This is a genomic window from Thermodesulfobacteriota bacterium, from assembly GCA_030583865.1.
Lineage (GTDB): Bacteria > Desulfobacterota > GWC2-55-46 > GWC2-55-46 > GWC2-55-46 > UBA5799.
The window spans coordinates 56285-79682 of sequence record CP129479.1; the positions used below are offsets into that span (position 1 = coordinate 56285).

Below are 23398 nucleotides of genomic sequence, written 5' to 3' on the forward strand. Positions count from 1 at the left end.
AAGGCGCATTGGGAAAAGTAATAGCCATAGCGAACCAGAAGGGTGGGGTGGGTAAGACCACTACCTCAGTAAACCTTTCCGCGACCCTTGCCGTTGCCGAAAAAAAGGTCCTGCTAATAGATTTCGACCCGCAGGGGAACGCAACGAGCGGCCTGGGGCTCGACAAAAGGGGCTCCAGGGGCATCTATAACGCCATGATCGGGGAGGCGGACCTCAAGACCCTCATCAAGGATACCGAGCTCAGGTATCTCAAGATAGTGCCCTCCTCAATAGACCTTACCGGCGCAGAAATAGAGCTTATAGACGACCAGGCACGTGAATACAGGCTGAGGGACACGATAAAGACCGTAAAGGACCTCTTCGACTATATAATAATAGACTGTCCGCCATCCCTGAGCCTTCTTACGGTCAACGCGCTCGTGGCGGCTGATTCGGTCCTCATACCCCTCCAATGCGAATATTATGCCCTTGAGGGCATAAGCGACATATCCCGCACCATAGACCTCATAAAGGCCAAGCTCAACCCCGGCCTACAGATAGAGGGCGTACTCCTTACCATGTTCGATGCGAGGAATAACCTTACGCACCAGGTGGAGGAGGAGATACGGGCCCATTTCGGTGCCAAGGCCTTCAAGACCGTCATACCCAGGAACGTGAGGCTCTCAGAGAGCCCTTCTTTCGGAAAGCCCGTGATACTCTATGACATCCAGTCCAAGGGCGCGGTCAGCTACATGGAGCTCGTAAAGGAGCTGGTCCTTGGCGCTGGCGTAGATTCACCAATAAAATCAAGCACTTAACCGAACAAGAGGCACGTATGCTGAATAAGAAAAAGGTCCTTGGAAGAGGGCTCGGCGCCCTCATTGGCGAGGCTTCCCCATCGGAGAGGCCCGCGCCCGCCGCAGCCAGTAACGAGAGGTTCCGGATATGTCCGGCAACCGACATAAGCCCGAACAAATCCCAGCCGCGAAAGCACTTTGACGAGACGGCGCTCAATGAGCTGGCCGACTCCATAAGGGAGAAGGGCATAATAGAGCCCCTTGTCGTAAGGAGGGCCCTTGAGGGCTATGAGCTCATAGCCGGGGAGAGGAGGTGGCGGGCCGCGCGGATCGCGGGCCTTAGCGAGCTGCCGGTGGTCGTTGTCGAGGCCGGGGACGAGGAGAGCCTTGAGCTCGCGATAATAGAGAACATACAAAGGGAGGGGCTTAACCCCGTAGAGGAGGCCGAGTCGTACAGGAGCCTCATGGGCTTCGGCCTTTCGCAGGAGGAGGTCGCGAAAAAAGTCGGCAAGGACAGGGCGACAGTCGCAAACTACCTCAGGCTTCTTAAGCTCCCGCACGAGGTGAGGGAGGAGATAGTAAAGGGCAATCTCACAATGGGACACGCGAGGGCGCTCCTTTCGCTTGAAAGCCACTCGGCGCAGGCCGAGCTCTGCAGGCAGATAATCACGAAGGGTCTTTCAGTACGCGAGGCCGAGGCCCTTTCCTCTGCCCCGAAAAAGGAGAAGGCCGGAAGGCCCGCAAAGGACGGCGGGAGCGGGAATACGGAGCTCGAGGACGAGCTCCGGGGGATATTCGGCACAAGGGTGGCGCTAAAGGACAGCAAGGGGAAGGGGAAGATAGAGATAAGCTATTTCTCCGTTGACGAAAGGGAGAGGATACTTGATCTCCTCCGCTCGGCCGGCGGCTGATGTGACCCGGGTCCTTGCATTCCTTTCCGGCACCCCTTATAACAAACCCCGAACGAGCCCGTTTGCGTGAATTAAATCGAACAGGCCCAGCATGGAATAAGGAGGTCCCTGATGTTCCGAAAGGAAAAGGACAGGAATGAGAAGAGCAAGACCGCTGTAGCGGGCGATATCACCGGCTTTATCGGCAAGGGCGTTGCCATGGAAGGGAGGCTCTCGTTTGAGGAGACGATGCGGGTCGACGGAAGCTTCAAGGGCGACATCTCGGCCCCCTCGGGCGCGCTCGTGGTGGGAGAAGGCGCCCATATCGAAGGGGATATAAGGGTCGGCACGGCTGTCATCTCCGGGACGGTCAAGGGGAAGATAGAGGCGGCCCAGAGGGTGGAGCTCAAGTCCCCGGGCAACATGGCCGGAGAGATAAAGACCCCGACCCTCATCATCGAGGAAGGCGTCGTCTTTGACGGCACCTGCACCATGTTAAGGAAAGACGGCACTGCACGGGAGACGGTCGAGTACGGCGAGGTCCCGCAGGAGGCGACCATAGTAGGTGGCTGGGCCGGGCCGTCCTCATAAGGAGTTTCGATGAAGGATGAGAGCCAGGCAGGGTCCGGCCGTACAGGTGGAAAGGACCTCTGGGCCCTGCTCGCGATCGCGGCTATAGTCTTTGCCGCGAAGTTCAACACGATAACCCTGCCCTTCCACTGGGACGAGCTCGGGGCATATGTCTCTCCTGCCTACTGGCTCTCCCAGGCGGGCCTCTACCGCGCCCTTCCGGGCCTTCACCCTCACGAGGCCTTCTTCGGACACCCGTTCGCGCTTTATCTCACCCTCGCGGCTCTTTTCAAGGCCTTCGGCGCGTATCAGATAACCGCACATGTTTTCATCCTGGCCATGGCAACACTGGGGCTCTGGTATACCCTTTTGCTCGGCAAGCTCCTACACGGCTGGATGGCCGGGGCGATAGCAGCCATCTTCCTCTTCCTCTTTCCGATGTATTTTGCCCAGGCCGGGATAGTGACCGGAGACATCGTCGTCACTTCCCTTGGCGTAGCAACGGTCTATTACGCGCTCCTGAAAAAACAGCTTCAATATGTCGCCTTCGCGACCGTCCTCCTCCTTACAAAAGAGAGCGCGATGGCCATAGTCGCGAGCGTAATCGCATACCTCCTCATAACCGATCCGTCTGCCCGGAATTGGAAGGCCGTGGCCGTCTACTGCGCCCCGATTGCCCCCTTCATACTTTTTTTCGCGGCACAGAAGGCCGCAACCGGGCAATTCCTCCCAAACCCCTATTTCACCCACAACAGCTTCGCCGAGTTCGGGTTCGAAGATGCGGTGAGGAATTTCAAGAACGTCGTCTACTTCGGCTTCTACATGCAATACAGGGTGGTACTCTTCGCCGCCATACTCCTTAACTTCGTGGTGTACGGGTCCCGCGCATTCCGGAGGGAGCACCTGCTCTTCTTCTTCCTTTTCGCTTCCTTCGTCGCCGCACATACCTTCATATACTATATAGGCAGGTACATATTGCCGGTCCTGCCATATTTCGCGATAATGGCGGCAGCCTCGATCGTGATGCTCGCAAGGACAAGGGCCGTGGCGGTTTTGGCGGCAGCGCTTATAATCGTGCTATTCATAACCAGGATGCACGGGCGCGACGACGGCTGCCTGAGCTGCGAGGCTGACCTGCAGTATACGGATATTGTAAAAGTCCACAAGGAGGCGAGCGTCTTCCTCGAGGAACACCACCCCGGAAAGAGGGTCCTTACAAACTGGCCCCTTTATCACGCGTTCACCAGGCCGTATCTCGGGTATGTCCGCAATCCGCTTCAAACGGTCTTTTTCGAGTCCGCGGACAGAACGGGCCCCGACGATTACGATATAATCGCCTATACTCCCCAGAGCATCGATTCGAGGGCGGGACTCAAGGAGCTTGCAGAGCGCGAAGGGATGGTCTCCGCCGGGGCGTTTGCCAGGAACGGCAAGACCGTTGAAATCTATATCAGGCCTGAATAGGATGCGATGCAGAGGAAAATCAAGGAAGAGACCGTAATATTCATAAGCGTCCTCAAGTGGATATTTCTTGCCACGGTCGTAGGCGCGATCGTCGGCCTCTCCACCACTCTTTTCGTCAAATCCCTGAATTTCGGGGCGGAGCTCGCGGCCCGTTACGATTATTTTTTCGTCATAATGCCCCTCGGCCTCCTTGCGAGCGTCCTCATAATAAAGTACGTCTTTCCGCAGGCTGCCGGACACGGCGCGAACATGGTCATATCGAGCATCCACAAGAACGACGGCAAGATAAGACCGCTCGTCATACCCGTGGAGTTCATCCGCACCTTCATAACGCTCTCCACCGGCGGCTCTGCCGGAAAAGAAGGGCCGAGCGCGCAGATAGGAGCGGGGCTCGCGTCGCTCGTAGCCGACCTCCTCCGGTTCGACGGCTCGGACAGAAGAAAGCTCGTCATCTGCGGCATAAGCGGCGGCTTCTCCTCTGTCTTCGGCACCCCGCTCGCCGGCGCGATATTCGGCATGGAGGTCCTTTTCGTGGGGAGCATACGCTACGAGGTGCTCCTCCCTTCGTTCGTCGCCGGGATCATAAGCTACCAGGTCTCGTCATGGATGGGCCTTACCTATTTCTACAACCCCATTACATTCATACCTGTTTTCAGCGAGGCCTTTTTCATAAAGGTCATAATCGCAGGGGCCCTCTTCGGCCTCTGCTCCTTTCTGCTCGTAGAGACGCTACGGCTCGGGAAGAAGGCCTCTAACGCCATAAGCCTCAGGGAGGAATACAAGGCGCTCCTTGCCGGGAGCGCCCTCGTGGTCCTGAGCTTTATCTTCTCGGGCAAGTACCTGGGCCTGGGCCTCGACGTGATACAGTCGGCCCTCGAGGGCGGGGAGGTCCCCTGGTACGCGTTCATCATGAAATCGTTCTTCACCTCCGTGACCTTGAGCTTCGGCGGCAGCGGCGGCATCGGCACGCCCATATTCTTCGTCGGGGCGACGGCCGGGTCCGCCTTTTCGAGGCTCCTCGACATGGACCCGGCCATGCTCTCGGCTATCGGGTTCGTGGCGCTCCTTGCCGGGGCAGCCAACACGCCCATAGCCGCGAGCATAATGGCGGTCGAGCTATTCGGGGCCGAGGTCGCGCCCTACGCGGCCGTCGCATGCGTCATAAGCTACATTATCACCGGGCACAGGTCCGCTTACCCTTCGCAGGTCCTGGCTGTAAAGAAATCCGGCTCCATAGCGATCGAGGTCGGGGCCGAGGTCTCCGGCACGAAACCGGATGTCGAGTACAGGGACCGGAGCGTGATAGGGATTATCAGGCAGATACTTGAAAAAAGCCGGAACGGCCGCAGTGGACCCTGAAATAATAAGGGGCCTCAGATGGCCCGCCGACAAAGAGCGTATCAGGGATATACAGGCCGAAATAGCCAAGAGGAAAAATATAACGCCCTTGAGGAGGCGTCCGTGCCTGGTAGCGGGCATTGACGCCTCTTTTTTGGATGATAAGATTATTAGTGTAGCCTCGCTCTTAAGCTTCCCCGCTCTTGAACCGCTCGAAGAGAGCATCGTTGTTGGAAAAGCCGAGTTCCCGTACATTACGGGCCTCCTCTCCTTCAGGGAGGGGCCTGCAGTGCTGGACGCGCTCAAGGGCTTGAAGAGAAGGCCGGACCTCATCATCTTCGACGGACAGGGCATAGCGCATCCGCTGGGTCTCGGGATTGCGGCGTTCATGGGCGCGCTCTTGGACGTGCCCTCCATAGGCTCTGCAAAAACTAGGCTTGTTGGAGAGTACAAAGAACCCGGGCAGAAGAGAGGCGATTTTTCCGACCTGGTATATAAGGGGACGGTCGTGGGCGCGGTCGTCCGGACCAGGGATAGCGTAAAGCCCCTCTTCGTATCCCCGGGGCACAGGATAGATGTAGCGGGCTCTGCGGAGATGGTGCTTGAATGCGCCCCGCGCTTCAGGATTACAGAGCCGGTCAGGAGGGCGCACCTCCTTGCGAGGAAAATGAAGAGGGAGCTAATGAGAAAGTGAGGATTTTGGGATTCAGTTTGGAAAAACATGCTCTTTGCAAAAGGCCTTTTAACGCGCTGCCGCGCTCTTTTTGGGCATAAGGCTCCGCTCCCTTTCCGCCTCCATCCTCCGGGCTCGGCCCTTAAGTCGCTCGGCCCTTTGGGGCCTCGCTCCTGCTGCCCCGCCTCGCCCGCCCCTCCTCCATCCCTATGTTCGCTCCGCCTTATGCCCTGGGTTGTTTTAAATGCAAAAACAAAAGTGCTGTAAAAGTCCTTTTTTGTCTTGAAACAAACCCCGGAGGGTAAGGCGAGCGTAGCATAAGGGAGGAAGAGCGTGAACGGGCCGGGGAAGCCAGGAGCGAAGCGACTTTGGGGGTCCGTTCACGGGGTGGGGGAGGGGGTTAGCAAGCGAGCCTTACCCTCGAAAACCGCGCGGAAGCGCGGAAAAGGCCGCTTTTCGAAAAAAAGCTACTGAACAGGAGCCATCATGGCAAACGTAATCATGCTCATCGAGAACGGGTTCGAGGACGTTGAGGCCCTGTATCCCTTCTACAGGATGCAGGAGGCGGGCCACAAGGTCACTGTAGTGGGACCGAAGCCGGGCACATACAAGAGCAAGCACGGCTATCCGATCGAAGCCGTAAAGGGGGCAGGGGAGGTGCGGGCCGCGGATTTCAAGGGCCTCATCATACCCGGAGGACAGGCGCCGGACAGGATGAGGATACACGAAGACATGGTAAGGCTCGCAAGGGAGGCGGTCGAGAAGGGGCTTGTTGTGGGCGCCATCTGCCACGGCGCGCAGCTCCTCATAGAGGCTGACGTGCTCAGGGGCAGGAGGGCGACCTGCTATATATCCGTCAAGACCGACGTCATAAACGCGGGCGCCGTGTACATGGACGCTCCTGTCGTTGTGGACGGCAGGCTCGTCACCTCAAGGAACCCCGGCGACCTGCCCGTCTTCGGCAGGACCCTCGCCGAGATGCTGGGCTAGCCGGAAATACCGGCCGGGAGGGGCCCACTTTCCTTCCCGTCCGTCACAAGGCCGGGCGAGGGCTTTCCGATAAGGTACCCTTGCGCGTAGTCCACCCCGAAGGACCTGAGTATCGAAAGCGTCTTTTCGTTCTCGACGAACTCGGCGATGGTCTTTATCCGGAGGCCCCGGGCCATCTCGGTCATCGCCTTCACAAGGACCTGGTCATCGGGGTTCTCGTCGAGCTTCCTTATGAAAGAGCCGTCTATCTTGATGTAGTCGACCGGCATCTCCTTTAGATAGGTAAAAGAGGTGAAGCCCACGCCGAAATCGTCTAAGGAGAACCGGCAGCCGGTCTCCTTCAGCGATTTCACGAACCTGATGGCCTTTTCGAGGTCGCCTATCGCGGCGGTCTCGGTTATCTCGAATACGAGCATTTCAGGCTCAGCCCCGGTCTCCATTATCTTCCGTTTTATGAAATCAAGGAGCTCCGCGTCGCCCAGGTCCTTTCCGGAAAGGTTCATGCCGAAGGATAGGCCGCGCCCCGCTTTCATCTCTTCCGCCTGCGTGCGCATCGTCTTCTCTATGATGACCCGGTCTATGAGGCCCACAATGCCGAACCTCTCGGCGATGTCTATGAACGCGCCCGGCAGGAGCACCTTCCCGTCCTCCGAGACGAGCCTCGCCAGGGCCTCGTAATGGTGTATCCCGTCAGTTTTCAAATCCAGTAGGGGCTGGAACCAGGGCACGAACCGGTTCTCCCTTATGCCCTTGAATATCCTTTCCTTCCACGCGAGCCTCGAATGCATCTTTTCAAGGTCCTGGTCCTCGGGCCGGTAGGCGTGGGTCCTGTTCCTTCCGAGCTCCTTTGCGCGGTACATGGCGGCGTCCGCCTTAGAGAGAAGCTCTTTCATGTGGAGTCCGTGGTCGGGGTAGAAGGCAACACCGGCGCTTACGGTAAGCGTGCTCGACGCCTCCGTGAAATAGAAGCCCTCGACCTCGGCCCTGACCGACTCGATTAATTCCATGCCCCTTTTCCGGTCGATACCCGGGAAAAAGACCGCGTACTCGTCCCCGCTAAGGCGTGAAAGGAGCGGACGTGAGTCGAATGCGGCCGGCTCCTCCCCGTATTCCCTGTCCAGGAGATCCTTGATGACCTTTCCGAGCCTCCTCAGGTACTCGTCCCCCGCGCCGTGGCCGAAGGTGTCGTTAAGGAGCTTGAACTGGTCCATGTCTATTATCGAGAGCGCGGCTGTAACGCCCTTGGGCCCCGCCTCCAGCATCCACGCCTCAGCCTCCTCGATGAAACGGGAGCGGTTCATGAGCCCGGTAAGCTCGTCGTGCACCGCGAGGTAATTGAGCCGCTCCTCGTTCATCATCTTCTCGGTCACGTCCTCCTGCACGGCCAGGAAATGCGTTATCTGGCCCTTTTCGTCCCTTATGGGCGTGATGACGGAGTTCGCCCAGTAGTATGTGCCGTTCCTCTTTCTGTTCTTGAGGGTGCTCCGCCAGGTCCTGCCCGAGAGGATGGTATTCCATAGCTCCTGGTAAAGGGCGTTCGTTCCATCTCCCGATGAGAGCACCCTCGGGGTCTGGCCGATTATCTCCTCCCTCGTGAACCCGGTGACCTGCTCGAAGGTGGGGTTCACGTACTGGATGGCGCCGTCCCTGTCGGTTATGAAGAGGAGGTTTACGCTGTGCTCCAGCACCGCGGAAAGCTTCCTCTGCTCGAATTCAGCCGTCTTCTGCTCGGTCAGGTCCTGGACCGTGCCTATCATCCGCTGCGGCCTTCCCTGCGGGTCTGGCAGGACCTCCGCCTCCTCGTGCACTATCCGCACCGTTCCGTCCGGGCGCATTATCCTGTGGTCGATGGAATAGGGCCGTCTGTTCTGGAAGGCCTGCGCGACCGAATTCTTCACGAACTCCCTGTCGTCCGGGTGCACGTATTCGAGAAAGGCCTCGTAGGTCGCGCCGAATTCCCTGGGCTTAAGGCCGAATATGCGGTAAATCTCGTCGGACCACCAGAGCGTGTTCTCGCGGATGTCCCATTCCCAGCTCCCCATGCGCGCGAGCTCCTGGGCCTTTCTCAGGCGCTCCTCGCTTTCTCTCAGGGCCGTTTCCACGCGTTTCCTTTCGGTTATGTCGGTAGAGACGCAGCAGATGGCGTACGGAAATCCCTCCTCGTTTAAAAGGGGGAATTTCATCGATATATACGTGCGGACCCCGCCGGGCAGGGGCAGGCTTTCTTCGAACTCGAGCCTCAATCGGCGTTCAAGGACAATCGAGTCGTTCTCCTTGAGGCTATCGGCCGCCTCCTTGGGCAGGAGGTCATGGTCCGTCCTGCCGGCCATCTCTTCGGAAGAGGTCCTGAAAAGGAGCTCGAATTCCTTGTTGACCAGGATGTACCTGCCTTCAAGGTCCTTCATGTATACCAGTGCCGAAGAGTTGTCCAGTATGGATTTCAGGCGCTTTTCGCTCTGTGCAAGGGAGCGGCCCCGTTCCTTTATCTGCCGGGCCATCTCGTTGAAGGCCCGCGCGATTTCGCCGATTTCGTCGCTTGTTCCGTCCCTGAGGCCCGTGTCGTAGTTGCCTTTTGCGATCTGGGCGGCCGCATTGGTCACGGCCTGGAGCTTAAGGACCACCCGGCGATGGAATACGATGAAGAGCAGGGCCGTAAGAAGGGCCACAACGAGGGCGGTAAGCCCCGCGGACCGGCCGATCCGCGATACCGGGAAAAGGGCCTCGCTTGAATCTATTTCGACCAGGAGGGTCCATCCGAGCTCAGGCAGGCACATGGACGCGCCAGCGACCTCGACCCCTCTATAATCTGCATAGAGGCCAGTCATCTCGCCGCCCCGCTCCAGGCAGGCAGAAACAGGCAACGTGTCCACGCGCTGGTCGAATGCGGCCCCGTCCCTGAAGATAGAGTCGGTTATCATGAGCCTGTCGCGGTTTACAAGGTATGCCTCGAAGGTCTCGCGGCGGTCGAGGCGGGAGCTTAATGCGCCGAGGTTTCTCGCAAGCTCGCCCGAGAGGAGGCCCCCCAGTTCGGAGGCGCTCACGAAATTGACCAGCACCCCGATGAGCTCGCCCCCCTCATTCCTTATGGGTGCGGAAAAAGCGAGGTCCGGGCCCCCCCGCAAGCCCTGCCGCCTCTCGGAAACCGCGACGCCGAGCCCGCCCTTCTTAAAGAAGTCTTCCTTCGAAAGGTCCGCGCCCCGCAGCGACCCCTCGCTTGAGACGATCACTTTTCCGAGCGGCGAAATGACCGCTATGGCGCTAATCTCACCGTTCAGCGGCAGCTTTTTCGATATTACATGGCGCTCGATTCCGTCAGCCGACCGGCTGCCAACCGATGCCCTTTCAAGCTCGGATATTATAAGCCCGTCGCTTGCGAAGTCCTGTGCCCTGCGCTTCCCGGCGTCGAGGAACTGGTAGACCTGGACCTCTATAGCCTCTGCCATTAGCGCCAGGTCGTCGAGGAAATACCTCTTGAGCACTTCCTTATTGTCCCTGAACCCGGCAGCAAAGGCGAACAGGATGGGCAGGAGTATTATGACGACCGCCAGGAAGGCCTTGGCCGATAGGGAAAATTTCAGTCTTTTCTTCATTATCAGGGTTTGCCGGTTTTGGGAGAGGGTCGTCAAAGGCGTGCTTTCAGGCGAAGCCCTGCCGTTCGGGAAAACGGCGCTGAACCGATTCTGCCCGGCCTTTGCAAATCATATAATCAAAGCCTGAAAAAAGCAAACGGAACCACTGCCCCCTACTCTTATCGACAGGAACATGGAGGGGTTTAGCCATATATTGGGCCTTTTGCGCGTCCAGGCGCGGAATTCGCCATCGCCTGACCGAAAAGCCTTGACAATTCCGGACGAAAAAATTATTTTTACTGTGAATTGAAAAAAGATGCGAAGAGGCTTGGGCCGCGCGGGATTTGGGCGCCTGCCTTTTTAATGGCATGACGAATTCCGGACGGATTCTCCGGGACCCGGGGAGGAGCGTGACCCGGTGGGTTTGAAACCAAGGAAGCGATTCACATGAGCTTTGTGCTGACTGCAATAATAATGTTCGCCTTCTGGCTGCTCCTTTCCGGGGAGTTCGCTCCCATTCTACTCGGCGCCGGGGCGGTATCCTCTCTCCTGGTGGCTTACATCTCCCACGACATGCTCTTCGGGAATGTCCGTTTCAGCGTGCTGGCGGGCCGGTTCTGGCGCTTCCTCCTTTATCTCCCCTGGCTCTTCAAGGAAATAGTGGTCGCGAACTTCGACCTCGTATACAGGACCCTCCACCCCGGGATGCCCATAGACCCCGAGGTCACGAGGTTCCAGACCGGCCTCAACACGGACACCGGGATCACGATGCTCGCCAACTCCATCACGCTTACGCCTGGCACGGTCACGATGGAGGCCAGGTCCGACGGCTCCTTCACCGTGCATTCGCTCGTGCGCGGCTCCGACGCAGAAGACATGGAGAGGCGCATCAAAAGAATAGAGGGGGGCGCGTAGCCATGTTCACTGGAGCCGCCCTCGTGGTGGTGTTCGCAGCGGTGCTAGTCCTTTACAGGGCGATAAAGGGGCCCAGGGTCTACGACAGGCTCCTGGCAGTGAACGTCATCGGCACGAAAACGGTCATACTCATGGCGCTTATCGGCTTCATGTACGAGCGTCCGTATTTCCTGGACGTCGCGCTCGTGTACGCGCTCATAAACTTCATAGCCACAATAGCTTTTCTCAAGTACAGGGAATTGGGGAGGCTTGACTGATGGACCTGAGGGTGGTTCTGGCGGGGCTCTTCATAGCAGCAGGGTGTTTTTTCCTAATCGTAGCCGCGATCGGCATACTAAGGTTCCCGGACTTCTACACCCGCATGCACCCCGCCGGAAAGGCCGACACGCTCGGCCAGGCCCTCATCATAGCGGGCCTCATCATCTACTGGGGCATAAACCTCGTAAGCGTGAAGCTGCTCATCATCGCGCTCTTCCTCATGGTGGCCAATCCCACCGCGGCGTACGCCCTTGCTAACGCGGCCTACTCCTCGGGGATAAAGCCGTGGAAAAAGGGGGAGGAGCGGAGATGAGAAAGCCGTCGTACTGGCCGGCCCTGTAATGCCCGGCCCGTCGCGGCCTGGCCGAGCCCTTTTCCGGGCGTCCGTCCGGGCACGGGCGCGCAGCCGCGGACAGCGGCTGCCTCCGGTTCAAGGGGCCGGCATATAGGTTTGAAATGGGCGGAATAATAATCGACATCGTGCTCCTTTTCTTCCTGGTCGTCTGCGCTCTCGCCGCGGTCAGGATGAAGGACCTCCTTAGCGCCACTGTGGTGCTTGGCGCCTACAGCCTCATCATGGCCGTCATCTGGACCGTGCTGAACGCGGTCGACGTCGCGTTTACCGAGGCGTCGGTCGGCGCCGGCATAACGACGGTCCTCCTGCTTGCGGCGCTAAGCAGGACCAGGAGGGGCGAGGCGGGGTTCGACAGCGCGCCCAAAAGAAAGGTCGTGACCGGCTTCAGGCCCGGGAACCTGGTCCTCTTCCTCGTGGCCGTATTCACGTTCGCCATGCTTGTCTACGGCTCTACCGACCTGCCTGCTTTCGGCGACCCTGAAGCCCCGATCCATACCCATGTCGCGCCGCGCTATATCGAGAGCGCCTATAAGGAGACCGGGGTCATCAACCTCGTGACCGCGGTGCTGGCGAGCTACAGGGGATATGACACCCTCGGGGAGACCACGGTCATCTTCACGGCAGGCCTGGCGGTCATAGTCCTCCTCAGGAGGACCCGGGAATGAAAGAGCATGTGGTATCGAAAACGGTCGCCAAGCTTCTTATACCGTTCATACAGCTCTATGCCCTGTACGTCCTGGCCCACGGCGAAAACGGCCCGGGCGGAGGGTTCCAGGCGGGCGTCATCTTCGGCGCCGCCCTCATCCTCTACGTGATCTGCTTCGGCATCGACGAGGGGAGGAGAAGGTTTTCGGAGAAGACGGGTGACATACTGAAGTCGCTCGGCGTCCTCATATTCGCGGGCATCGGCATTGCCTGCCTGTGGGCCGGGGGCGCTTACCTCGAGTACGCGGCCCTGCCGCTCGGCGCTCCCAAGCTCGCAAGCCATTTGGGGATATTCGGCATCGAGATAGGCGTCGGGATAGCCGTCGCCGGGGTCATGATAACCATATTCTTCGAGACCGCGAGGAAGGACGAGGATGATTGAGCTCATCCTGGGCAAGTACAATTACTGGATATGCATTGCCCTCATGATGGTGGGTTTCTACGCCATGATAGCGAAGGAGAACCTCATCAAGAAGGTCATAGGGATGAACATATTCCAGACAGCCGTTTTCCTCTTCTACGTCTCGGGCGCGAAGGTCAACGGCGGCACCGCCCCGATATTGACGGAAGGAGCGAAGCTCTACGACAACCCGCTCCCCCACACCCTGATGCTCACCGGGATAGTCGTGGGCGTAAGCACCACGGCAGTGGCGCTGGCTCTCATAATAAGGATATACAAGGCGTTCGGCACCATAGAGGAAGACGAGATACTGAAGATGCGGGAAAAGGACGGATAGCGTCCGCTCCCTCCACCCAGCCAACCAACAGCGGAGAAGACAGGGCATTGGACCGGGCCCGTAGCATAAATTGATGCTTGCAGACAACTATCCTATCCTCGTAATAGTAATCCCGCTCATAGCGGCCGTAATCGCCTTCCTGGCCGGGCTCCTGAAAAAAGAGCTCGCCTGGTATGTGACCGCCCTCGCGTGCCTGTCGTCCTTTCTCATGGCCATGTCCATGCTCCTTTCCGTCCTCGGCGGCGAAACCATAAGCTACCGTCTCGGCGGGTGGGAGCCGCCCTGGGGCATAGAGTACGTGGTCGACTACCTGAGCGCCCTTGTGCTCGCGATAGTCACCTTCATCGCGCTCGCCGTGACCCTGTACGCGAAGCGGAGCGTCGAGCATGAGATAGTCCCGGGCAAGCATGCGCCGTTCTACGCCCTGTACCTTCTCATGGTAGCGGGCCTCCTCGGCATGACCATAACCGGGGACGTCTTCAACCTGTTCGTATTCATCGAGATCGCGTCGATATCAGGGTACGCGCTCGTGGCGATGGGCCGCAGCCGCGACGCACTCATATCGAGCTTCAATTACCTCATCCTCGGCACCGTGGCCGCCACCTTTATTCTCATAGGAATAGGCTACATCTATATGGTCACCGGCACGCTCAACATGGCGGACCTGCGGATTAGGCTCCCGGAGCTTTACGACACCAGGGCAGTGAGGACCGCTTTCGCCTTCCTCACGGTGGGCCTGAGCCTGAAGCTCGCGCTCTTCCCGCTCCACATATGGCTCCCGGGCGCCTACACGCACGCGCCCTCGGCCGTATCGTCCCTCCTTGCGGCTACAGCCACCAAGGTAGGGGCTTACGTGCTACTGAGGTTCATGTTCACGGTCTTTACCGTGGATTTCGACCTGGAGATAGTGCCGGTAACCAGGATATTCATAGCGCTTTCGTCCGCGGCCATAATACTGGGCTCTGTGCTGGCGATCTCCCAGACGAACCTCAAGAGGATGCTCGCGTATTCGAGCGTGGGACAGATAGGCTATATAGTGCTCGGGGCCGCCCTCGTGAACGAGCTCGGGCTCACCGGGAGCATCATCCACATCTTCAACCACGCGCTGATGAAGGGCGCCCTTTTCATGGTGGCGGGCGCGGTAGTCCTCCGGACCGGTTCCGAGAAGATTTCCGACCTTAGGGGCATTGGGAGAAAGATGCCCTTCACCATGGCCGCGTTCACGGTAGGGGCCCTTTCCATGATAGGGGTGCCCCTGACAGTGGGGTTCGTGAGCAAGTGGTACCTGGCGCTCGGCGCCCTCGAGGCCGGGATGTGGTTCCTGGTGCCCGTGATACTCGTAAGCTCGCTCCTCACGGCGGTCTATTTCTGGAGGATAGTGGAGGCCATATACTTCCGCCCTTACGAGGCGGCCGCCGCCAGGCCGGGGCACGCGTTTGACGGCGCCGGACGGCCCGTAAGCGAGGCGCCTTTCACGATGGTCGTGCCGATGGCGGTCCTGGCCGCGCTCTGCATCGTATTCGGGGTCGCCGCCCACCTGCCGGTCTCGGTCGCAGGCAAGGCCGCGAGCCTTCTACTGGGGAGCTAAACGGTGGAGATCATCCATTCCATAAAGCCGCTCCTGGCCGTATCCGTCTCGCTCGCGGCAGTGCTCCTTATCGGGCTCTCGTCGAGGCGTCCGGACATCCGGGAGTCCTGGACGGTCCTGGCCGCCCTGGCCAAGTTCATAATAGTCGCCTCGATGCTGCCGGAGGTCCTCTCGGGCAAGTCCCTTGCCATCCATCTTGCGACGGTGGCCCCCGGGCTCGAGATAAAGCTACAGGCGGACGCGCTTTCGCTCGCCTTCGCGGCCACGGCCTCTTTTCTCTGGATAATCACCTCGTTTTATTCCATAGGGTACATGCGCACGCTGAACGAGCACGCGCAGACCAGGTACTTCATGAGCTTCGCCCTTGCCATGTCCGGCGCCATGGGCGTGGCCTTCTCGGCAAACATGTTCACGCTCTTCATCTTCTACGAGATGATAACCTTCTCGACGTTCCCGCTCGTCGCTCACAAGGAAACCCCCGAGGCCATACAGGGCGCGAGGCGCTATCTCGTCTATCTCCTCGGCACCTCGCTCGCGTTCCTCCTGTTCGCCATGTTCCTCACCTACCAGGCAGCCGGCACGCTGGATTTCAGCCCCGGCGGCATACTCGACGGCAAGGCTTCGGACGCGCTCATAGCGGTCATCTTCATACTTTTTATCGCCGGGATAACCAAGGCCGGCATGATGCCGTTCCATTCGTGGCTGCCCGCCGCCATGGTCGCGCCCACCCCGGCGAGCGCGCTCCTCCATGCCGTGGCGGTCGTGAAGGCCGGGGTCTTCACCGTAATTAAAGTCGTCCTTTTCATATTCGGCACGGACGTGCTCTCCAGGATCGGGCTCAATGAAGCGCTCATGTACTTTGCCGCCGCGACCATAGTCATCTCTTCCATAGTGGCCCTGAAGCAGGACAATTTGAAGAGAAGGCTCGCCTACTCGACGATAAGCCAGCTTTCGTACATAGTGCTGGCCGTGGCCATACTCACGCCCGGGGGCATTACCGGGTCGGTTATGCACATAGTCGCCCACGCCTTCGGCAAGATCACACTCTTTTTCGCAGCCGGGGCCATATATGTGGCCCATCACAAGACCAAAGTAAGCGAGCTCGACGGCATAGGGAGGAAGATGCCATTCACAATGGGCGCCTTCGCCGTGGGGTCGCTATCCATGATAGGCGTGCCGCCTTTCGCGGGCTTCATAAGCAAGTTCTACATCTTTACCGGGGCGATAGAGGCCGGGCACCTCGTGGTGCTCGCGGTTCTTGCCGTCAGCACCGTCTTGAACGCCTGTTACCTCCTCCCGATAGTCTACGCGGCGTTTTTCAAAAAGCCTGCACCGGCCCCGCGCGACTACCCCTTGAAGCCCGACCTGCACGAGGCGCCGACCCTGATGCTCATACCTCTTGTGCTTACGGCGGCGGCGACGCTGGTCTTGTTTTTCTATCCGTCGGTCTTTCTCGAGCTCGCGGCCTCGGTGGCCGGGGCGGGGAGGTAAGCGCATGAAGAGCGAAGAGGGAAAGGAAATACAGGTGCTTCAGCATGACGAGGTGCCGGGGTACAGGACGGCGTTCTATATCGTCTTCGCCGTGGCCGTCATTTATTTCTGGGCCATCATAAGCTACGGTTAGCCAAGTCGGCGCGGCTGCGCCGGGGAGAGATCGCAATGTCAGGTGAGAATCCGCTTTTCAAGAGCCCGCGCACCCTGAAGGTGCTGCTAAGGGTGTTCTTCGCCTCTCTTGTCGGGCTGGTAATCCTCGATTTTTTCATAGAGAAGCACCCGGAATTCCCCTGGGAAGGCTATCCGTCCTTTTACGGCACCTATGGCTTCGTAGCCTGCGTGGTTCTGGTGCTCGCGGCCAAGTACATACTGCGCCCGCTCGTGAAGCGCAGGGAGGACCACTATGGTTAGCGCCGTGCACCCTGGTGCGCTCCTCATAGCCGGCGCGCTCCTCATCCCCTTCCTCCGGGGGAGCGTGAAGCAGGCGTATCTTCTGCTCCTCACTGCCGGCGCGTTCCTTGCGGCGATAAGCCTGCCCGAAGGCGTTTACTGGACGGTCGAGTCCGGGTTCCTGGGCCACGACCTCGTATTCGGAAAGGTGGACAGGCTTAGCCTGGTATTCGGCTACATCTTCACGCTCATGGCCTTCATAGGCACGCTCTTCGGTATACACATGAAGGACGACGGCGAAAAGGTCGTGTCGCTCATCTACGCCGGGAGCTCCATAGGGGCGGTGTTCGCGGGGGACATGCTGACCCTATTCATATTCCTGGAGGTAATGGCCCTGACCGCCACCTATCTGGTCTGGGCCAGGAAGACCGCCGCCTCTTATCTGGCCGGGCTCCGCTATTTCACGGTGCACGCCATAGGCGGGCTCCTTTTCCTCGCGGGCCTCATAATGCACTCGTACGAGACCGGCTCCATAGCCTTCGGGCTCATCGGCCTCGATTCATTGGCGTCCTATCTTATACTCCTGGGCTTCGGCGTCAACTGCGCCTTCCCGCTCCTTCACGCGTGGCTGCCCGACGCCTATCCGGAATCGACCATACTGGGGACCATCTTCCTGAGCATCTTCACGACCAAGACTGCGGTATACCTCCTGGCCAGGGCCTTTCCCGGGACCGAGGAATTAATCTACATAGGGGCGGTCATGACGGCCTTCCCCATATTCTATGCGGTCATCGAGAACAACATGAACCGCGTGCTCTGCTACAGCCTCATAAACCAGGTGGGGTTCATGGTCGTGGGCATAGGCATCGGGACCGAGCTCGCCGTGAACGGCGCGGTTGCGCACGCCTTTACCAACATACTCTTCGAGGGGCTCCTTTTCCTCTGCATGGGCGCGGTATACCACCAGACCGGCAGGATAAACGCGACCGACATGGGCGGCCTCTACAAGACCATGCCCCTGACGGCGTTCTTCTGCATCATAGGCGCGGCCTCGATATCCGGCTTCCCGCTCTTTAGCGGCTTCGTCACGAAATCGATGATAGTGAGCGCCTCGGCGCACGAGGGGCTCGCCATAATCTGGTTCACGCTCCTCTTCGCGGCCGCGGGTGTTTTCCACCACGCCGGCATCAAGATACCGTTTTTCGCGTTCTTCTCGCACGATTCGGGCCTCAGGCCCAAGGAGCCGCCCGTCAACATGCTCATCGCGATGGGAATAGCCGCGTTCCTCAGCGTCTTCATAGGCGTCTACCCCTCGTCGCTATATTCGATACTCCCGTACCCCGTCGATTACGTGCCTTATACCGGGGCCCATGTGATGGCTCAGACCCAGCTCCTCTTCTTCTCGGCGCTGGCCTTCACGCTGCTCATGCTCGCGGGCATTTATCCCGCCGAGATGCGCGCCATAAACATCGACGCGGACTGGTTCTACAGAAGGGGCGCGGCCTGCTTCATGTGGCTTCTGCGGAACACCTTCACCCGGTTCGGCGAGGCCGTATCCAGGTTCGCCTTCGCCACGGTCCCCGGCGCGGCCATCCTTCTCAGCAGGAACCCGGTCGCGGCCCTCAAGATAGCCGGGGACACCCTGGCCGCGAGCTTCAGCTCCGAGCCCAGGAGGACCGTCATAAAGAGCCGCATCAGCCACGAGAAGGCCATATACCCGGGCGACATCATAAAGCACTGGCCGATAGGCGCCACCATGCTGTGGATAGCAATCTTCCTCGTGGCCTACCTTCTACTGTACTATATCTGAGCGTCCGAATGAAAAAGGGCCGCCGTTATCATAACGGCGGCCCTTTTGTTTTTACGGTATAAAAACCGGCCTCAATCCGCTTTCTGCTGCTTCGGCCTTTTCCCGGCCTGGAGCACCCTTTTCCGTATCCTTATGGAGGCGGGCGTGACCTCCACGAGCTCGTCGTCCCGGATGAACTCCAACGCCTGCTCGAGCGTGTGGGACTTGGGCGGGAAGAGGAACATCGAATCGTCCGAGCCAGACGCCCTCATGTTCGTGAGCTTCTTCTCCTTCACCACGTTCACGTCCATGTCGTTTTCACGGGAGTTCTCGCCTATTACCATGCCCTCGTAAACCGGGGTGCCTTCCTTAATGAAAAGCGTTCCCCTGGGCTGGAGGTTATAGAGGGCGTATACCGTCGAGGCCCCGGCCCTGTCGGCCACAAGAGCGCCCGTTGCCCTCGTGGACATGGGGCCGTGCCACGGCTCGTACCCGTCGAAGAGGTGGTTCAAAAGGCCCGTGCCCTTTGTGTCGGTGAGGAACTGGGAGCGGAAGCCTATGAGCCCCCTAGATGGTATCCTGAACTCCATCCTCACCCTGCCGTGGCCGTTGTTCTGCATCTTCTGCATCCGGCCCTTCCTGGCCCCGACCTGCTGCGTGACGACTCCTATGAACTCCTCGGGCACGTCTATAACGAGGTGCTCCATGGGCTCATGGAGCTTCCCGTCTATTTCCTTTGTGATGGTCTCGGGCATGGAGACCGAGAGCTCGTAGCCCTCCCTCCTCATCATCTCGATGAGGATCGCGAGCTGCAGCTCCCCCCTGCCCATCACCCTGAAGGCGTCGGCCTTCTCGAAATCCACCCTTATCGAAACGTTATATAGGAGCTCCTTTTCGAGCCTCTCGCGGAGGTTCCTTGAGGTGACGAACTTCCCTTCCTTTCCGGCGAACGGAGAGGTGTTAGGGGAGAAGATCATCGATATGGTCGGCTCGTCCACCTTTATCCTCGGCAGGGCCTTCGGAAATTCTGCTGAAGTGATGGTATCTCCTATGCAGACGCCCTCCATGCCCGCGAGCGCGACTATCTCTCCGACACCCGCCAGGGCGGCGTCCTTCCTTTCGAGCCCCTGGAAGACATACAGGGCCGAGGCCTTAGCCTTGATGGTCCTTCCGTCCGCGTGCACCATTGCGACGGTGTCCGCCGCCTTGATGGTGCCGCCGAATACGCGGCCCACCGCGAGCCTCCCTACATAGTCGCTGTAGTCGATATTGGTCACAAGGACCTGGAGCGTCGCCTGGCAGTCGCCCCTGGGCGGCGGCACGGTCTTGATTATGAGCTCGAAGAGCGGCCTAAGATCAGGCGAGTCCGCCTGAAGGTCCAGGGTCGCGGTGCCCTTTTTCGCGTTGGTGTAGACGATGGGGAAGTCGAGCTGCTCCTCTTTTGCGTCCAGGTCTATGAAGAGGTCGTAGACCTCGTTTATGACCTCCTGTATCCTGGCGTCAGGCCTGTCTATCTTGTTTATGACTATGATGGGCACGAGCTCCAGCTCAAGGGCCTTCTTGAGGACGAACCTCGTCTGCGGGAGCGGCCCCTCGGAAGCGTCGACAAGCAGCAATACCCCGTCGACCATCTTGAGGGTCCTCTCGACCTCGCCGCCGAAGTCCGCGTGCCCGGGCGTGTCGACGATATTTATCTTTACCCCGTCGTACTCTATGGCCGTGTTCTTGGCCATTATGGTTATGCCCCGCTCGCGCTCAAGGTCTATGTTGTCCATGACGCGCTCCTGGACCTTCTCGTTTGCGCGGAAGGTCCCTGCCTGCCTGAGCATCGCGTCAACGAGGGTCGTCTTCCCGTGGTCGACGTGCGCGATTATGGCTATGTTCCTCAAATGGGTCTGTTCCATGTTCACCGGCTCTTTCTTAAGTTTTTTGGCCCTGAAAAGAATCAGATATTTTAACCTGAAAGGGCCGCGTAGTAAAGAGAAAACAGGCACATACAAAAGAAAGGCCCCTTTGGGAAAAGGGGCCTTTCTCGGGTCACTAAAAAAATTCCGCTTACTTGTCGAGTCTATATCACTCCTTCCCCTTGATGGGGAGGCTGTGAGGGGTATTCGCCAACCCTCTCCAATCCGTCTGCGGGGCAGTCCAGTTGCCGCGGAGATTGTTCAGGGCCTGAAGACGGAATGGCAGCTTACGCAGCCGTCGAGGAGCTTCTTCGTAAGGCCGCTCATCTTCTGGATGTCGCTTGAGTGCGCGGCCTTCGCGAGTGATTCGAGGTCGGCGTGGAACTCATGGTCCATGCGCTTGAACTCCTTTGCCTTTGCCGCGTTTTTCCTGAGCTTTACCTCTCCGTGGTGGAGCGCCTCCTGCGTTTTTTCCATGGTCCCGTGAAGGGAGTGGACAGCTTCATGCACCCTGTGCCCGTCGCCGAGGGCGACCGCCGATACTATCTCCCTGAACGCGGCGTCGAGCTGCCGCATCTCGTCGATAAGGGCGTTTGTCGAAGCGCCTTTCGCCGGTGCCTGGTGATCGTGCCTGTGGTGGTCGTCAGCCGCAGAGGCGATGCCCGGGGCGCATAGCAGGAAAGCAAGAAAAATAGCGGATAAGTTTTTCATCCTTTCACCTCCTGTGAATGGGCAAGCAGCTTATCATCTCCCGTTGGATGCATATATGACAAGGGTCATATTCGGGGGGGTGCGCTCAGGTATTCAAGCTGAAAGACGCCCTCCCAAGCCCTGCCCTGATCCTCTCAATAGTTTCGGGATCCGGCTTGAAGGGGAGGTCTGTTTGAGGAGCGGGCATCTCTATCCGGTAGTCGCCTTCAAAGGGGGTCGAGGAGACCTTGAGGTTGTGCGCGGTGACCATGAGCGGCTCGAGGTTCACAACGTCCTGTATGTTGTATGCCAGGAGCGTTTCGAGCGCCTTGGGGTTCCTGTTCCTTCTGTAATCCTTCCAGAGGAGGACCGCGAAGTATCCGTCAACTCCGTCGAGCCCGCCGCGGTCGATGCCTATGAGCTTTTCGCAGCCCTTGAGGCCTCCCTTGAATCCCAGGTCGCGGAGCACGAAACGGAGGTCGATGTGCGCATGGGGGAGGCGGATATCCATGCTGCTTTCGATAAAGGGTATGTCAAAACACCTGCCGTTGTAGGTGACGAGGAGCTTGTACCCGAATATGTCCTTCTTGAATTTGTCGAGGTTCTCGCCCCGTATGTAATAGCGGACCCTCCTTCCGTCGTAAAGGGAGATCGCGGTTATGTAGCCGTGGCTGCCCACATAGCCGTTTGTCTCTATATCGATATAGGCGACGTCATCCCTGAATTCCGAAAATATCCTCCATGACTCCTTGGGCGGAATCAGCTTTCCGAAAAAAGCAGGGTCGCCTTCGAGAAGTTTCAGGCGGGATTGGTCCAGGACGGATTGAAAGACGCCTTCGGCGGTCCTCCGGAGCTTGAAATCCCCGAGCGGGGAGTCCCAGTCCACGATGCCGTTTTCCCAGAGCCTCCGCTCGGTCTTCAGCCCCACGCCCGGGATATGGCAGAAGGTATTCTTGAGCATCAGGCGTATTCTAACATGGAAAGATTTACGGTAAAAACGAAAATGGCGTATATACTTAAAAAATCCGGCAGCACAGGCCCCGCAATGGGCATTGCCGGTCTGGGGGGGGCGCGTAATGATAATACTTGTCCACGGCGGAGCGGGCGCAAAGAGGCCCCTTAAGAAGGCCCTGCAAGGGATAGGCGAGGCGCTTAAAACCGGATATGGCGTGCTTGAGCGCGGGGGAGCAGCGCTCGACGCGGTCACCGGGGCCATCTCGTTGATGGAGGACTCCGGCCTATTTAACGCCGGTGACGGCTCAAACATCCAGCTCGACGGAGTAAGGCGGCTCGACGCAGCGCTCATGGAGGGCGAAAGCCTCGGGGCAGGCGCGGTCATCGGCCTCGAAGGCTTCAGGAACCCGATAAGGGCCGCAAGGGAGGCTATGGGGCTTCCGAATAATGTATTCACGAATACGGGGGCGGCAGGCATAGCCGAAAAGGCCGGACTTCCGCGCCTCGGGCCGCCTACCGCGAAAGTCCTTGAACGGCTCGAGAGGGCGCGGAAAACCGAGCCGGGCAAGCTATACGAAAAATATTTCTCGACGGTCGGCGCGGTCGCGATGGACAGGGAAGGGAACCTCGCGGCAGGCTCCTCCACCGGAGGTGTCTTTGCCATGCTCCCCGGGAGGGTGGGAGACACTCCGCTCATAGGCTCCGGCGTCTACGCGGATAATAGGCTCGGGGCGGTCACGTGCACCGGAAGGGGCGAGGAAATACTGAGGGTTTGCCTTGCCAAGGAGGTCTCCATGCTCATGGGCGGATGGACCGCGCCGGAAGCTGCCAGGGCGGCGTTAAAAAGGCTTGTTGGCCTTGGCTTCCAGGCAGGGTTCCTGGCCCTGGATAGAAGCGGGAGCTACGCGATCGCGCATACGACCGCTTATATGGCGGCAGGCACCGCAAGCCCGGAAGGGGTCTTCGTCGGAACCAGCTTCGAAGCCGCCGGTTAGCCGGTTGCCGAGTCGACCATCAGATAGACCATCTCGGACCCGGCGCTTACCTCCACTATGGCGTGCTCCTCTCCGGGCTCTACCACAAGGAGGTGTCCCCTTCTTAAAAGGACGCGCTCGCCCATGACGCTAAAGGTAATAGCGCCACTTACGCAATAGAAGATCTCTGATGAGCCCTCGTGCGTGTGGGCCGAGGCGGTCGCGCCCTGCTCGAGAACGATATGGCTTATCTTCTTAACACAGGAGACCGGTTCATCGAGGAGGACCCTTTTTTTAAGCTCCGGGTCGTGGGATACCGGCCTTTCAGGAGCGCCTTCGAGAGAGTAGTGCCTCATGTGGAAAGGATATACGATG

24 protein-coding genes are annotated in these 23398 nt (G+C 58.9%); 19 read left to right on the top strand and 5 right to left on the bottom strand.

Translation table 11 applies throughout. The features are described 5' to 3' along the window. Positions 1 to 8: 8 nt before the first annotated feature. The 7 genes from QY316_00265 to QY316_00295 all read left to right on the top strand — a co-directional run bounded on the left by QY316_00265 (position 9) and on the right by QY316_00295 (position 6701). The gene (locus tag QY316_00265; protein ID WKZ32875.1) at positions 9 to 797 is read left to right on the top strand and encodes an AAA family ATPase; all 789 of its coding nucleotides are present in this window, start codon (positions 9 to 11) and stop codon (positions 795 to 797) included. Positions 798 to 817: 20 nt separating this feature from the next. Continuing rightward, entirely contained in the window at positions 818 to 1687 is an 870-nt protein-coding gene (locus QY316_00270; GenBank protein ID WKZ34131.1) for a ParB/RepB/Spo0J family partition protein, read from the top strand. 111 nt (positions 1688 to 1798) lie between these two features. Then, positions 1799 to 2257 (top strand): polymer-forming cytoskeletal protein, encoded by a 459-nt coding sequence (locus QY316_00275; protein WKZ32876.1) that lies wholly within the window; start codon positions 1799 to 1801, stop codon positions 2255 to 2257. A 9-nt stretch (positions 2258 to 2266) separates the two neighbouring features. Beyond that, positions 2267 to 3700 (top strand): hypothetical protein, encoded by a 1434-nt coding sequence (locus tag QY316_00280; protein WKZ32877.1) that lies wholly within the window; start codon positions 2267 to 2269, stop codon positions 3698 to 3700. Between the two features lie 6 nt (positions 3701 to 3706). Continuing rightward, a complete protein-coding gene (locus tag QY316_00285; GenBank protein ID WKZ32878.1) occupies positions 3707 to 5059 on the top strand; it encodes a chloride channel protein in 1353 nt (450 codons plus the stop codon). Then, a complete protein-coding gene (locus tag QY316_00290) occupies positions 5049 to 5732 on the top strand; it encodes an endonuclease V (GenBank protein WKZ32879.1) in 684 nt (227 codons plus the stop codon). Before QY316_00285 ends, QY316_00290 begins: the two co-directional genes overlap by 11 nt. Positions 5733 to 6197: 465 nt before the next feature. Then, positions 6198 to 6701, top strand: coding sequence for a type 1 glutamine amidotransferase domain-containing protein (locus QY316_00295; protein ID WKZ32880.1), 504 nt, complete (start codon positions 6198 to 6200; stop codon positions 6699 to 6701). On the opposite strand, the gene QY316_00300 is transcribed toward QY316_00295, so the two are convergent. Beyond that, positions 6698 to 10291 carry an EAL domain-containing protein gene (locus QY316_00300; protein WKZ32881.1) on the bottom strand — a complete coding sequence of 1198 codons (3594 nt, stop codon included), beginning with the start codon at positions 10289 to 10291 and terminating at the stop codon, positions 6698 to 6700. The two genes, QY316_00295 and QY316_00300, sit on opposite strands and share 4 nt — an antisense overlap. 426 nt (positions 10292 to 10717) lie before the next feature. On the opposite strand from QY316_00300, the gene QY316_00305 reads away from it, so the two are divergent. The 11 genes from QY316_00305 (at position 10718) to QY316_00355 (ending at position 18522) form a co-directional block, all read left to right on the top strand. Further along, positions 10718 to 11185, top strand: a complete 468-nt coding sequence (locus tag QY316_00305) for a Na+/H+ antiporter subunit E (protein WKZ32882.1) — start codon at positions 10718 to 10720, stop codon at positions 11183 to 11185. 2 nt (positions 11186 to 11187) lie between these two features. Further along, entirely contained in the window at positions 11188 to 11442 is a 255-nt protein-coding gene (locus tag QY316_00310; GenBank protein ID WKZ32883.1) for a monovalent cation/H+ antiporter complex subunit F, read from the top strand. Beyond that, entirely contained in the window at positions 11442 to 11756 is a 315-nt protein-coding gene (gene mnhG, locus QY316_00315) for a monovalent cation/H(+) antiporter subunit G (GenBank protein WKZ32884.1), read from the top strand. Before QY316_00310 ends, mnhG begins: the two co-directional genes overlap by 1 nt. Before the next feature lie 143 nt (positions 11757 to 11899). Further along, on the top strand, positions 11900 to 12463 hold the full coding sequence (locus tag QY316_00320) for a DUF4040 domain-containing protein (GenBank protein ID WKZ32885.1): 564 nt from the start codon (positions 11900 to 11902) through the stop codon (positions 12461 to 12463). After that, positions 12460 to 12885, top strand: a complete 426-nt coding sequence (locus tag QY316_00325; GenBank protein WKZ32886.1) for a Na(+)/H(+) antiporter subunit B — start codon at positions 12460 to 12462, stop codon at positions 12883 to 12885. The genes QY316_00320 and QY316_00325 overlap by 4 nt, the downstream gene beginning before the upstream one ends. Then, positions 12878 to 13240: a cation:proton antiporter subunit C gene (locus QY316_00330; GenBank protein ID WKZ32887.1), complete on the top strand. Its 363-nt coding sequence runs from the start codon at positions 12878 to 12880 to the stop codon at positions 13238 to 13240. Before QY316_00325 ends, QY316_00330 begins: the two co-directional genes overlap by 8 nt. 73 nt (positions 13241 to 13313) lie before the next feature. Continuing rightward, positions 13314 to 14828: a monovalent cation/H+ antiporter subunit D family protein gene (locus tag QY316_00335; protein WKZ32888.1), complete on the top strand. Its 1515-nt coding sequence runs from the start codon at positions 13314 to 13316 to the stop codon at positions 14826 to 14828. 3 nt (positions 14829 to 14831) lie between these two features. Continuing rightward, complete coding sequence (locus tag QY316_00340) at positions 14832 to 16319, top strand: monovalent cation/H+ antiporter subunit D family protein (protein WKZ32889.1); 1488 nt, start codon at positions 14832 to 14834, stop codon at positions 16317 to 16319. A gap of 4 nt (positions 16320 to 16323) precedes the next feature. After that, positions 16324 to 16452, top strand: coding sequence for a hypothetical protein (locus QY316_00345; GenBank protein WKZ32890.1), 129 nt, complete (start codon positions 16324 to 16326; stop codon positions 16450 to 16452). A 35-nt stretch (positions 16453 to 16487) separates the two neighbouring features. Next, positions 16488 to 16733 carry a hypothetical protein gene (locus QY316_00350; GenBank protein WKZ32891.1) on the top strand — a complete coding sequence of 82 codons (246 nt, stop codon included), beginning with the start codon at positions 16488 to 16490 and terminating at the stop codon, positions 16731 to 16733. Beyond that, complete coding sequence (locus tag QY316_00355; protein ID WKZ32892.1) at positions 16726 to 18522, top strand: Na(+)/H(+) antiporter subunit D; 1797 nt, start codon at positions 16726 to 16728, stop codon at positions 18520 to 18522. The genes QY316_00350 and QY316_00355 overlap by 8 nt, the downstream gene beginning before the upstream one ends. Before the next feature lie 71 nt (positions 18523 to 18593). Here QY316_00355 and typA read toward each other — a convergent pair whose 3' ends face one another. The 3 genes from typA to QY316_00370 all read right to left on the bottom strand — a co-directional run bounded on the left by typA (position 18594) and on the right by QY316_00370 (position 22056). Beyond that, a complete protein-coding gene (gene typA / locus QY316_00360; GenBank protein ID WKZ32893.1) occupies positions 18594 to 20405 on the bottom strand; it encodes a translational GTPase TypA in 1812 nt (603 codons plus the stop codon). A gap of 261 nt (positions 20406 to 20666) precedes the next feature. Further along, complete coding sequence (locus tag QY316_00365; protein WKZ32894.1) at positions 20667 to 21116, bottom strand: hypothetical protein; 450 nt, start codon at positions 21114 to 21116, stop codon at positions 20667 to 20669. Positions 21117 to 21201: 85 nt separating this feature from the next. After that, on the bottom strand, positions 21202 to 22056 hold the full coding sequence (locus tag QY316_00370) for a ribonuclease H-like domain-containing protein (protein ID WKZ32895.1): 855 nt from the start codon (positions 22054 to 22056) through the stop codon (positions 21202 to 21204). A gap of 115 nt (positions 22057 to 22171) precedes the next feature. Here QY316_00370 and QY316_00375 point away from each other — a divergent pair, with 115 nt between their 5' ends. Then, positions 22172 to 23044 carry an isoaspartyl peptidase/L-asparaginase gene (locus QY316_00375; GenBank protein WKZ32896.1) on the top strand — a complete coding sequence of 291 codons (873 nt, stop codon included), beginning with the start codon at positions 22172 to 22174 and terminating at the stop codon, positions 23042 to 23044. On the opposite strand, the gene QY316_00380 is transcribed toward QY316_00375, so the two are convergent. Beyond that, positions 23041 to 23379 carry a cupin domain-containing protein gene (locus tag QY316_00380; protein ID WKZ32897.1) on the bottom strand — a complete coding sequence of 113 codons (339 nt, stop codon included), beginning with the start codon at positions 23377 to 23379 and terminating at the stop codon, positions 23041 to 23043. The genes QY316_00375 and QY316_00380 overlap by 4 nt on opposite strands. Between the last annotated feature and the right edge of the window lie 19 nt (positions 23380 to 23398).